Below are 12509 nucleotides of genomic sequence, written 5' to 3' on the forward strand. Positions count from 1 at the left end.
GACGTGGCACCCGCTGACGGGCCAGCAAGCGGTATCGAGCGACTGCACAAGGTCATGGCGCGTGCCGGCGTAGCCAGCCGGCGGGCGTGCGAGGAGCTGATCATTGCGGGACACGTCACGGTCAACGGCACAACAGCCCGGATCGGAGATCGTGCGGGACCGACAGATCGCATCGAAGTCGATGGAGCCGTCGTCACCTGGGACCCGGAGCTTGTCCACTACTTGGTGAACAAGCCGCGCGGGGTGCTCAGCGCCGCATCGGATGACCGGGGACGACGCTGCGTGACCGACCTGGTGCCTGCGGCAGTGCGCGTCTTCCCAGTCGGTCGGCTGGACGCCGACAGCGAAGGGCTCATCATCGTGACCAACGACGGCGAGCTGACTCACCGGCTGACGCACCCGTCGTGGGGTGTCGACAAGGAGTACTTGGCGCATGTGGAGGGGGTGCCGTCCCGGGGATCGCTGGCCCGACTGCGCGATGGCATCGAGTTGGAAGATGGGAAGACTGCGCCAGCGTTGGTGTCCATGCCGCAGCCGTCAATGCTGCGCATCACGATTGGGGAGGGCCGCAACCGCCAGATCCGCCGCATGTGCGAGGCGGTGGGCCATCCGGTGCTGCGGTTGGTGCGCACACGCATCGGCCCGCTTGCCGATCCAGCACTGCGCCCTGGCGAGCACCGATCGCTCAGTGCCGACGAGATCCGAAGGCTGCATCGGGCCGCAAGGCGCGGAGATTGACTCGGCCGCGGTGCGAACTGCTGCCCGGCAGCCGCAGACGCGTGCAGTTCGGCGGCCCGTCAATGTCACAGCGAGCGACCACAATGGATGTAGCGCAGGCAGAATACCCTGATGAATTGCCCGAGAGCCTGCGCATGCACACCGGAGCAAGCTGATGAGCCTCGCTGAGACATACCGGCTGTCGGGGCGCTACACGGACGACCGCGGCACCACGTTCATGACTGGGCTGCAAGCGTTGGCGCGCCTGCCGATCGAGCAGCTGCGGGCCGATCGGCGGGCTGGACTGCGCACGGCGGCCTTCATATCGGGCTACCCCGGCTCGCCGCTCGGCGGCTATGACGCCGCCGTCGAGGCCGCCCGTGCCACAACCGACCTGCCGGTCGTGCATTCGCCTGCTGTCAATGAGGATCAGGCAGCGACCGCGATCATGGGCAGTCAACTGGCCACCACCCGGCCCGACGCCGTCTATGACGGCGTGGTCGGCCTGTGGTACGGGAAGGCGCCCGGCGTCGACCGCGCAACTGATGCTCTTCGGCACGCAGTGTTCGCCGGCGCCGATCCTCGCGGTGGCGCGGTCGCCATCGCCGGCGACGACCCAGCCGCCAAGAGTTCCACGATTCCCTCGAGCTCCGCTGGGACCATGGCTGACCTGCACATCCCGGTGCTGTATCCGGGCACGCCCGCCGAGGCGCTCGATCTGGGCCGTCACGCCATAGCGATGTCCCGCACGACGGGGCTGTGGACGGGCCTGAAGATCGTGGCCGACGTGGCAGACGGCGCCGCAACGGTCCTGTTGGATCCAGACCGGTTCGACCCGGTCATCCCGCTCGTCGACGGCGAGCCCTACCGCCACAGGCCCGACGGCTACCTGCTGACGCCGCACACGGTCGACATCGAGCGTGAAATCGTTGAGGTCCGCTACGAGTTGGCCATCGCGTACGCGGCAGCCAACCACCTGAACGACGCCACGGTCGACCCTCCCGACGCCTGGATTGCCGTCGTGGCCTCGGGCATCACATACCGCGAGGTGCGCGAGGCCCTGCGGCGGCTGGGCCTTGACAGCGACGAGTCGGTGCGAGACGCCGGCATCCGGCTCGTGCGGATGGGCATGCCGATCCCGTTCAGCGCCGAGCGAGCCCGGCACTTCGCCCGCGGGGTCACGGAGATCTTCGTGATCGAGGAGAAGAGCCCCAACATCGAGTCGCTGCTGAAAGACGCCCTCTACAACCAGTCGCACCATCCCCGCATCGTCGGCAAGACCGACGAGAACGACGCGATGCTGCTGAGCTCGTATGGTGCGCTGACCGCCGATGACCTCATCAAGCCGCTGCGCAGTCGCCTCGAGGCTCGCATCGGCGACCGGCTCGTGGGGGCCCGTCCCGAGCGTGTGCGCATCGAGCTGCCGCTGGCACTGCCGCCCGAACAGAGCCGTTCGCCGTACTTCTGCTCGGGCTGCCCGCACAATCGATCCACCGAGGTGCCCGACGGCGCGCTGGTGGGCGCAGGCATTGGTTGCCACACGATGGCGCTGTTCATGAATCCCGAACGCGTCGGCGACATCGTGAGCGTGACGTGCATGGGTCAGGAGGGCACTCAGTGGATTGGCATGTCGCCCTTCGTGGAGACGGCCCACATCTTCCAGAATCTGGGCGACGGGACGTACTTCCACAGTGGTCAGTTGGCCATCGCCGGCGCGGTGGCGTCCGGCACGAACATCACCTACAAGCTCCTGTGGAACCGGGCCGTTGCCATGACCGGCGGGCAGGATCCCGCCGGCCAGTTGGAGGTGCCCGAGGTGGCAGCGGGTCTGCTGGCAGACGGGGTGGCCAAGGTACTGATCACCACTCACGACCCCTCCGCCTACCGCAGCCGCTCGTTGCCTGCGGGCGTTGAGGTCTGGCATCGCGACCGTCTCACCGAAGCTCAGGAACTGCTCGCGGGCATCGAGGGCGTCACCGTGCTGATTCACGATCAGCAGTGCGCGGCAGAGGCACGCCGGGCCCGAAAGCGGGGAACGCAGCCGACGCCGACCCAGCGGGTGCTGATCAACGAGCGGATCTGCGAAGGCTGCGGCGACTGCGGGCGCAAGAGCAACTGCCTGTCGGTGCAACCGATCGACACGTTCTTCGGCCGCAAGACCCACATCGACCAGACTTCCTGCAACCTCGACTATTCGTGCCTCGACGGTGATTGCCCGTCGTTCATGACCGTGAGCCAGCGTGGACCGTTTCGCACCGCAGTGCGGCAAATGCTTGCGCCGCTGCGGCGTGCGCCCCGGACCGGAGAAGGAATTGGCGTCAGGCCCGAGCCGCCAGCCGAACTGCCCGAACCTGTTCGGTTCACCGGTCCCGATGAGGTGTCGGTGCGCATGTGCGGGATCGGCGGCACCGGCGTCGTGACGGTCAACCAGGTGCTTGGCACTGCGGCGATGTTCGACGGCTTCGAGGTTCGGGGGCTCGATCAGATCGGTCTCTCGCAGAAAGCCGGCACCGTCGTGGGCGATCTGCGGCTTCGGCGCCTCGGGCGACCGGCTACGGCCCGCCTTGGCAGCGGCCAGGCCGACGTGATCCTGGCCTTCGACCTGCTCGTGGCTGCGTCTGCCGCGGGACTCGATGTGGCCGACCCCCAACGGACCATGGTCGTCGGCTCCACGTCAGTGACGCCGACCGGCCCGATGGTCGCCGATCCGAACATCGAGATGCCCGCGACCGACGAGCTGCTTGAGAGGGTGGCGGCCGTCACTGTTGACGGGCAGCGGCACTGGGCGGACGTCGGCGAGCTGGTGACCGCATTGTGCGGCTCGACGATCACGGCGAACGTGTTTGTCGTGGGAATGGCCGTCCAGTCGGGCGCACTGCCTATAGCACCCTCGAGTGTGGAGGCGGCGATTGAGTTGAACGGCGTTGCCGTGACCCAGAACATCGCGGCCTTCCGCTGGGGCCGGGCGATCATTGCTGACCCAGACGGCACCAAGACAGCCGCAATCGCAGCGGAAGCGTCGGTGCCCGCTGCGGATCGAGACTCCAGCGACGCCGGCGCCCGCGAATTATCGTTGCCGGGACGCTTGGCGGCTCGCATCGACGAGATGATGGACGGCCTGGGTGGAGTGAAAGCGGCACACGATTCGACGGAGCTGCGATCCAGCCTCGGTACCTACGTGTCAGAGCTCTGCGCCTATCAGTCTGACCGCTTGGCAGCCGACTTCCTCGAGGCCGTCGAAGGGGTGGCGCGTGCGGATCGGACTGCGGGGGACGGCTCGGCCAGATTGACGGATTCGGCTGCGGCCGGGCTGTTCAAGCTCATGGCATACAAGGACGAGTACGAGGTTGCCCGCCTCATGGGAGACGCGGCTGCGAACGCGGCGGCACGCGCCTTGGCGGCTTCGGTTGACGGCACCGTGTCGTGGAGCTTGCATCCGCCGGTGCTGCGGGCGCTTGGGCGCACGGGCAAGGTCCGGTTCTCGCTGGCGTGGCGACCGATGTTCGCGCTGCTGGCGGGCGGCAAGCGCTTGCGAGGCCACTGGTTCGATCCCTTCGGCCACACCGAGATCCGCCGGACCGAGCGGGCGCTGGTACACGAGTACCTCGCCGCCCTCGATGCCGCTGTCGAAGCACTCGAGCGTGACGCCGGCGCCGCTCGATACGAGCAGGCAGTTGCCATCGCCAGGTTGCCGGAGCTGGTGCGCGGCTACGAGGACATCAAGATGGCCACGGTCGAGACGTTTCGGGCTGAGCTCGACGAACGTGTCGGCGAGCTCACCCACTGAAGGTCGATCAGGCAGATCGGTAACCAGAGCCTGCACACGGGGAGGGTCGGGAGGCATCGGTACCCTTCGGTACGTGGCGATTGATCCCTCCGCGCCCGAGCAGGTGCCGTCGTTTGGCACCGGGGAGGTGCGGCGCGCCCAAGTCGTCGGCACGGGCCTGATCGGCGGGTCGGTCGCTTCTGCATTGCGCAAGTCGGGTTGGCATGTGACCGGGCGGGACGCTGTCGGCGGTCACGCTCAGCGGGCGCTCGAGCTTGGTTGTCTGGATGCCATCGGCACCGATTCCGAGGCGATGTTCTGCGTCGTGGCCGTGCCTGCTGCATTTCTTGCCGGTGAAGTCACGAGAGCACTCGCAGACACCGCAGCCTTGGGTGCCGTGGTAACCGACACGGGCAGCGTCAAGACACCGGTTGCTCGGACCATCACAGATCCTCGCTACGTGCCGGGCCATCCGATGGCCGGTTCAGAACAGGAAGGCGTTGAGGGAGCAAACCCGGACATGTTCGTCGGCGCCGTGTGGACGCTGACGCCGACCGAGACCACCGACGACAACGCCTTGCGTTCGTGCCAGACGGTGCTGACCGGCTTCGGGTCCGATGTCGTGACGATGACGCCCGAACGACACGACGCACTCGTGGCCGTGGTGAGCCATGTACCGCACCTCGCTGCGGCAACGCTGATGTGCCTCGCAGACGAACGAGCCCTCGACGATGCGCCGCTGCTGCGCCTCGCGGCGGGCGGTTTCCGAGACATGACGCGGATCGCCGCGGGACATCCGGGAATCTGGCTCGACATCTGCGGCGAGAACCGAGACGCCATCGTCGACGTGCTCGATGAGCTGTCCGAGCGCTTGACACAGATGCGCGAAGTGGTAGCGGGAGCAGATCGCGAGGGCTTACGCGCCGTACTCACCCAAGCACGTCGAGCGCGCACCAACCTGCCGTCTCGCTACGTGCGGCCCCAGGAACTCCTCGAGGTGCGGGTGCCGATCCCGGACCGCAAGGGCCAGATTGCCGCCATCACCATGCTGGCTGCGGACTGCGACGTGAACGTGGCCGACATCGAGGTGGCGCACTCGCCCGAGGGAACCGAGGGCGTGCTCGTGCTCGTGGTGGCGCGCAATGAGGCCCAGCGCTTCCTTGCCGCCCTGGCCGGGCAGGGCTACCACCCCACGACGCGCGATCTGGCATGAGCGAAGGGCGGGTCATCGCCCCCTTCACGAACGGGGTCTCAGGCACGGCGTCGGTGCCAGGCTCCAAGAGCATCACCAACCGGGCGATGCTGTGCGCGGCACTGGCCGGCGGGCTCAGCACGCTCGACGGAGCGCTGTTCGCCGATGACACCGAGGCGATGATCGACGCCGCACGCGCGATGGGGGCGTCGGCGCGCATCGATCGCGCGAACTCACGGCTGGTCGTCAACGGCATCGGTGCTGGCAGCGCTACTGAGCAAACTGCGGGGGACGGTGTTGCGCGGGTGCATGCGAGATCATCGGGCACGACGGCACGCTTCTGTCTGCCCGTGCTCGCAGCGATCGGCGGTCGGTGGCTGCTTGACGGTGATCCGCAGCTGCGTGCCCGTCCCTTCGGGGACCTCATTGCAGCTGTGCGTTCGCTCGGTGCGGAGGTACGCGAGCTGGGCGAGCCCGGCCAGCTGCCGCTTGAGGTGGTCTCGGCAAACGGCGTCTACTCCCTGGCTGAACCGCGTCAGGTTCGGATTCGGGGAGACGTGAGCAGCCAGTTCGCCAGTGGTCTGCTGTTGGCGGGTCCGCTGCTCGGTGGCATCGACCTGCAGATCCACTCGGCGCCAGACGCCGTGAGCCGGCCGTACATCGACATGACGGTTGCGGTGATGACAGCGTTCGGCGCAACCATTGACACGCCAAGCCCAGACCGCTATGTCGTGGCGCCAGGCGGCTACCGAGCTGGGGGCTACGCGATCGAACCGGATGCCTCTGCCGCGAGCTATTTTTGGGCAGCGGCGGCGCTCTGCGGCGGCAGTGTGCGTGTCGAGGGCCTGGGGAACAGCAGCATCCAGGGCGACGTCCGCTTCGCTCAGATCCTCGGTGAGATGGGAGCTGAGGTCGCGATCAGCCACAATGCCGTCGTTGTTGGTGCGCCGGCGGACGGAGCGCTGCAGGGGGGCACATTCGACCTGCGCGACTGCTCCGACACGGCCCAGACGCTGGCGGCAGTGGCCGCGTTCGCCGAGGGCACGACACGCATCAGCGGCATTGGTTTCATCCGCCGCAAGGAGACCGACCGCATCGGCGACACCGTGTCCGAGCTCTCCAAGCGTGGCGTCCCCGCCGTTGCTGAGCCCGACGGCATCAGGATTCGTGCGAATCCGTTCGGGCTGCGAGTGGGCCGGGTCGACTGCCACGGCGATCACCGCATGGCGATGGCGATGTCGTTGATCGGCCTGCGTGTTGCGGGCATCGAAATCGACGACCCGGACTGCGTAGCCAAGACATTCCCGGAATTCTTCGACTCGCTCCAGTCGCTGCGATCCCCGCCGGAGGGGGCTCGGGAGCCGATTTCGCCGGTGATCGCGATTGACGGCCCTGCTGCTTCAGGCAAGTCCAGCGTGGCCCGTGCCGTGGCAGCCGAACTCGAGATGGACTACCTCGACACCGGTGCGATGTACCGGGCGGTGGCATGGGCGGCGTTGCAGTCACATGTCGACCCGCACGATGCCGAAGGTGTCGCCAAGATTGCCCGCACGGCCGAGATCGAGATCTCCAGCGTGGGTGACGCACAGCGCGTCACGGTGGACGGCGTCGATGCCACGGCGGCGATCCGCAGCGGCGAAGTGGACCGCAGCGTCAGCGCCGTCGCGGCCAATCCCGCAGTGCGGCGAGTGCTCGTGGAGCACCAACGGCATTGGGCCAATCGATTGGGCGGGGGAGTCATGGAAGGCCGCGATATCGGCAGTGTCGTGTTCCCCGACGCCGTGCTGAAGGTGTTCCTGACAGCCACCCCAACCGAACGGGCACGTCGTCGCCTCGCACAGCAGGCCTCATCAAGCGGCAACTCCGATCGGGCCCCTCCTGATGACGGGGCGGTGGCAGTGTTGGCCGCCGAGCTGAGCGAGCGGGACCGGCTCGACTCGGGCCGGGCCGACTCGCCGCTGCGAGTGGCGCCCCGAGCCGTCATCGTGGACACCAGTGAGATGACTCAGGATGAGGCCGTGGCGCAGATCGCTGAGCTCTACGCGTCAGCAACCGACTTCCGACTGCCGGCCGGAACGGCGAACAATGTCTGAGTCCGACGGCCCCGAGGTTGACCTGCGCGACAGCCGGTTCAACCTCGCGGTGTACAAGATGGCGAAATACCTGCTGTGGGGCATCTTCCGGACCTGGAACCGAATGTCCGTCGAGGGGCTGGACAACATGCCTGATGGCCCGTGCGTGTGGGTGCCCAACCATCGCAGCTATATCGACACGCCGATCCACGCCGCGATTCCGGCGCAGATGCGGGTGATGGGCAAGGAATCGATGTGGAAGTACCGCCCTGCTGCCTGGCTGTTCAACACGTTCGGTTGTTTCCCCGTCAACCGCGACGCTCCTGACCGGGCGGCACTGCGGATTGCGCTAGATGCGCTGCGCTACGGCGATTGTCCGGTGGTGATGTTCGGCGAAGGCGAGCGTAAGGACGGCCCGCGGGTGCTGCCGCTCATGGATGGACCGGCGTACCTGGCCGCCCGGGCGCAGGTGCCAATTGTGCCCGTCGGGATCGGCGGAACTGCCGCTGCCATGCCTCGCGGCGCCAAGTTCGTGTATCCCCGGCGGATCAAGTTGATCATCGGCGAGCCGATGGACCCGCCGCCGCCGGGGCCGAGCGGACGGGTGTCACGCTGGGCAGTGCGTGAGGTCACCGAGGAGCTGCGCGAGCGTGTCCAGGAGCTCTTCGATCGTGCGCAAGCCGACGCCGGCACCCCCAACTACTACTGAGATGCGGGGCGCCGTATTGATATATGGCCGTCATCTGCATGTGTGCAGATCGACGGGTTGGTCCGGCACGTATGCGCCAACGAGCACAGCAAGCCTGCCCCAATTGCGCCACCGCCCACAATGACGCTCCGAGCCTGCTCAGCCATAGGCGTTTCCAGCCGATCAGGCTGCTGACACACCAGACCCGCAGCGGATCAATTCCCAGCAGCACCCCGTATCGTCCGCGCAACACACCATCGCCGCTATCTCAGCACGACCCCATCTGCAGCCGCGGCGGGTATCGTCTCTACCGCGTGTCGCCCGAGGCCTTTCGCGGCGGCGACGCAACACCTGCGGCGACTCCCCACGGGAGCGCACCCGTCAAGTCTTCACTTGGGAGTTCGTCGATGCGGAAACAGCTGGTAAGGCTCGCGGCGATCATTGCGCTGGCGCTGATTGTGAGTATCTCCACGGCTTCCGCGCAGGTGCTGAGCCCCCCCCCCCCCCCGACACCGGACCGGCCTGCCGGCAAGGCGATCTGGCACGGCATGGTGGAGCTGGACTGGAACGACGTGCCCGGTGCAGACTCCTACGACGTACAATTTTTTGACGCCGACCGCCGCGAATGGGTTGACCTGCCCAGTCGGGCTGACGGCTACGAGATAGCGTTCGATGGCTCGCAGGCGATAATCAGCAATCTCCCTCGCAACGCGGTCCTGTATTTCTGGGTTCGCGCCCGGAACGCCCAGGGCGTCTCGAGCTGGTCGGACTTTGTCCTCATGTGGGCCACCGAGATACAACAGTGGCCGGATACGCCGCCGGCCTTGGACCATGGCCCAACCACGACCGCCGCGCCGGTCAGGGCCAATACGGCGGCAACTGGTCTGCCCACCATTGTCGGCATCGCGCAAGTGGGCGAGACGCTGGCCGTGTCCACGGCTGAGATTGCCGACGTGGACGGCTTGAGCGACGCAACGCCCATATATCAGTGGATCTCCAACGACGGGTCCGCGGACGACGACATTGCGGGGGCCACAGCGGCCACGTACACGCTCCGGCCCGCCGATGAGGGTCACACCATCAAGGTTCGGGTGGCTTTCACCGATGACGGCGGCAGCTCTGAGACACTCACCAGCGCTGCGACGGCGGCTGTCGAAGCGGCGCCAGTGTCCGCGCTGCAAGGACCGACGATCACGCTGGATCTGTCTGAGTCCGATCCCATCACGGTGGGCACGGATTTCAGCATCACGATGAGCTTCGGCGACTTGGAGTTCAACTCCGACACCTCTGATGTGGATTACTGGTTCCGTGCCGACGTGGTCGACGCGGACGAGTGCGAGGGCGGCGGCACGGGCCGCGACCGCTACATGAAGATGGTGGACCAAGATCCCGAGATCCGCAGCGCCGCAGTGCCCGCGACATGCCCGGCCGGCGAGTACACGGTCCAGGTCAGCCTGAGCAATGCCGACGGCACAGAAGCGGCCAAGGCCAGCCTCAGTGTGTCGATTGTCGCAGCGGCAGCAGAGACAGCAGTGGAGGTCTTGGGCATCCCCGAAGAGCCGCCCAATGTCATCGTCATTCTGGTGGATGACCTGGGCTACAACGATGTCAGCTTCAATGGCGCCACGGAGATTCAGACAACCAACATCGATCGGCTCGCGGAGGAAGGGATTGCCTTCACCAACGGCTATGTGCCGTTCCCGATCTGCACTCCGTCGCGGGCAGGCCTGCTCACCGGGCGCTATCCGGCGCGCTACGGCCTCGAGGGAAACATCACCTACGCGCCATTTGACAACCATATGGGTTTGCCCTTGGAGGAGACGCTGTTCGGTGAGTACTTGCAGACAGCGGGCTACCGCACCGGTCTGGTCGGCAAGTGGCAACTCGGCGCGGCGCACCGGTTCAGTCCGCTCAAGCGGGGGTTCGACTACTTTTATGGCTTCCTGGGCGGAGCACATGACTATTACGACATTGATGCCACCCAGCCTGCGAATCAGTTGGTGACTCCGCTGATCGAAAATACCGCCACGGCAAGCTTCACTGGGTATCTGACCGATGTGCTGACCGACAAAGCCATCGACTTTATTGGTGACGGCCAGGATCAGCCGTTCTTCCTGTATCTAGCCTACAACGCTCCCCACGGCCCGCTCCAGGCGCCAGCCGATTTGATAGAGAAATATCAAGATGTTGCCAACGGCGGCCGCCGCACCTACTTGGCGATGGTGGATTCGCTGGATCAGAACATTGGCCGAGTGATGGATGCCCTGGTGTCATCGGGACAGCGCGATGACACCATCATCTTCTTTCTCAGCGACAACGGCGGCATCCAATCATGGGCGGACAACGGCCCGCTGCGCGGGGGCAAGGGAGATCTCTGGGAAGGCGGGATACGTGTTCCGTTCGTCGCATCTTGGCCGGCGAGATGGCCGCAGAACCGGACATATGAACCACAAGTGATCAGCTTGGACATCGCGGCCACCGTGCTGAAGATGGCGGGTGCTGCCGCGACGGACGAGGCACGGCCGTTGGACGGCGTCAACTTGGATCCGTACTTGCGCCGCGAAACCACCGGCTCGCCACATCTGGCGCTCTTCTGGCGAGATCTTTACGACAACAAGCGTTCCTTGATCCACGATTACGCTGTTCGCTCCGACAATATGAAATTGAGCGTGGCCGAGGACCGCAACACGCCCATGCTGGTCGATCTGGAAAACGACATCGGCGAAACGACGGACTTGCTCGCCAGTGACCGGGATGCGGCCGTCGAACTGGCACGGCTCTGGAACGCCTGGAACGCCGACAACGTCGCCGGCACCCTGTTCCGCGGCATCTCGTACTACCAACGCAAGCTGCAGGAGTTCACCGACTCCCGCCTCCGCGGCGTACGCATCTTCGGACAGCAAGCGCCCATACCCGACATCGCGATCCCCTGAGAGCGCGCTTGGACAGTTCCGGCACGCTTCAGATCATGCTGCGCTAGATCTGGTCGAGCCGCACGAGATCATTCGCTGCGAGGGACGCCAGTACGTCGCTGGCGGCGGTCGTGCGATCTGTGGCAGCTGTGCGCGCGACGGGGGACACCGACAAGGTCGCGTGCACGGCGATCTCCATGGCAGACAGCAGTTCGCGCAGTTCGCGGGGCGGGGGGAAGTACTCGTCTTCGTCGGTGATGGAGATCTCGGTCGTGCCGTGCGCGGGCGCGAGGCGGGCGATGACTGCGTCGACGAGCTCTTCAGGCGCCGACGCACCGGCGGTGACCCCAATCGTGCCGTAGAGATCCTCAGGCAGCTCAGAGGCGGCGTTCGCCCGCAGCACGCGTTCGCAGCCCGACTCGGCCGCCACCTTGGCGAGCGCCATGGTGTTGGACGAATTGGCCGAGCCGATGACAACCACGGCATCGCAGTGGGGGGCGATCTCTGCCAGTGCGCCCTGACGGTTGGTGGTGGCGAAGCAGAGGTCCGAGCGGCCTGGCATCCACACGTCGCCGAATCGCGCCTTGGCAGCGTCGGCGACATCCGACCAATCCCGGAGGCTGAGCGTCGTCTGGGCCAGCACGGCCACGGGCCCCTCGAAGTCGTCGAGAGCATCCACGTCGGCCGGCTCGGACACCAACGAGATCGATGCGGGAGCCACTGCCATGGTGCCGACCGCCTCGTCGTGACCCTCATGGCCCACGTAGACGACTCTGTAGCCCTTACCGGCTCGCACCCGCACTTCGTGGTGCACCTTGGTGACGAGCGGGCAGATGGCATCGACCACGTAGCCGCCTCGCTGGCGAGCCTCGTCGACGACCTCCGGCGCCGAGCCGTGAGCCGACAGCATGAGCGGCCGGCCAGCGGGCACTTCGGCCACGTCATCGACGAACACCACCCCGAGCCGTTCGAAGCGATCGACCACTAAGCGGTTGTGCACTATCTCGTGGTAGCAGTACACGGGCGGTGCGAACGTTCGCACCATCCAGGCGAGCGCCTTGATGGCCATCTCCACGCCGGCGCAGAAGCCGCGTGGCGCGGCCAGAAGCACCCGGTCGACTGCCACGGCGACGACGCTACCGACCCAGCACAGAAACCCAGT

7 protein-coding genes are annotated in these 12509 nt (G+C 66.3%); 6 read left to right on the plus strand and 1 reads right to left on the minus strand.

The window, feature by feature from the left end; genetic code table 11:
* Window positions 1-3: 3 nt before the first annotated feature.
* From ACPXYO_RS13580 to ACPXYO_RS13605, 6 genes are all read left to right on the plus strand, one after another.
* Entirely contained in the window at window positions 4-738 is a 735-nt protein-coding gene (locus ACPXYO_RS13580) for a pseudouridine synthase (RefSeq protein ID WP_423921445.1), read from the plus strand.
* A gap of 154 nt (window positions 739-892) precedes the next feature.
* Window positions 893-4504 (plus strand): indolepyruvate ferredoxin oxidoreductase family protein, encoded by a 3612-nt coding sequence (locus ACPXYO_RS13585; protein WP_423921447.1) that lies wholly within the window; start codon window positions 893-895, stop codon window positions 4502-4504.
* A gap of 73 nt (window positions 4505-4577) precedes the next feature.
* Window positions 4578-5696, plus strand: a complete 1119-nt coding sequence (locus tag ACPXYO_RS13590) for a prephenate dehydrogenase/arogenate dehydrogenase family protein (protein WP_423921450.1) — start codon at window positions 4578-4580, stop codon at window positions 5694-5696.
* Complete coding sequence (gene aroA, locus ACPXYO_RS13595; protein ID WP_423921453.1) at window positions 5693-7768, plus strand: 3-phosphoshikimate 1-carboxyvinyltransferase; 2076 nt, start codon at window positions 5693-5695, stop codon at window positions 7766-7768. The genes ACPXYO_RS13590 and aroA overlap by 4 nt, the downstream gene beginning before the upstream one ends.
* A complete protein-coding gene (locus ACPXYO_RS13600) occupies window positions 7761-8456 on the plus strand; it encodes a lysophospholipid acyltransferase family protein (protein WP_423921456.1) in 696 nt (231 codons plus the stop codon). The genes aroA and ACPXYO_RS13600 overlap by 8 nt, the downstream gene beginning before the upstream one ends.
* Before the next feature lie 386 nt (window positions 8457-8842).
* Window positions 8843-11368 carry a sulfatase-like hydrolase/transferase gene (locus tag ACPXYO_RS13605; protein WP_423921459.1) on the plus strand — a complete coding sequence of 842 codons (2526 nt, stop codon included), beginning with the start codon at window positions 8843-8845 and terminating at the stop codon, window positions 11366-11368.
* A 43-nt stretch (window positions 11369-11411) separates the two neighbouring features.
* On the opposite strand, the gene ispH is transcribed toward ACPXYO_RS13605, so the two are convergent.
* The gene (gene ispH, locus ACPXYO_RS13610) at window positions 11412-12473 is read right to left on the minus strand and encodes a 4-hydroxy-3-methylbut-2-enyl diphosphate reductase (RefSeq protein WP_423921461.1); all 1062 of its coding nucleotides are present in this window, start codon (window positions 12471-12473) and stop codon (window positions 11412-11414) included.
* Window positions 12474-12509 lie beyond the last annotated feature (36 nt).

This window comes from Candidatus Poriferisodalis sp. (genome assembly GCF_965237655.1).
In the GTDB taxonomy this organism is placed as follows: domain Bacteria; phylum Actinomycetota; class Acidimicrobiia; order Acidimicrobiales; family Poriferisodalaceae; genus Poriferisodalis.

Bases quoted from the DNA above. Each gene is read 5' to 3' on its own strand.
- ACPXYO_RS13605 (WP_423921459.1), top strand. From the start codon at position 8,843: ATGCGGAAACAGCTGGTAAGGCTCGCGGCGATCATTGCGCTGGCGCTG.
- aroA (WP_423921453.1), top strand. From the start codon at position 5,693: ATGAGCGAAGGGCGGGTCATCGCCCCCTTCACGAACGGGGTCTCAGGC.
- ACPXYO_RS13600 (WP_423921456.1), top strand. From the start codon at position 7,761: ATGTCTGAGTCCGACGGCCCCGAGGTTGACCTGCGCGACAGCCGGTTC.
- ACPXYO_RS13585 (WP_423921447.1), top strand. From the start codon at position 893: ATGAGCCTCGCTGAGACATACCGGCTGTCGGGGCGCTACACGGACGAC.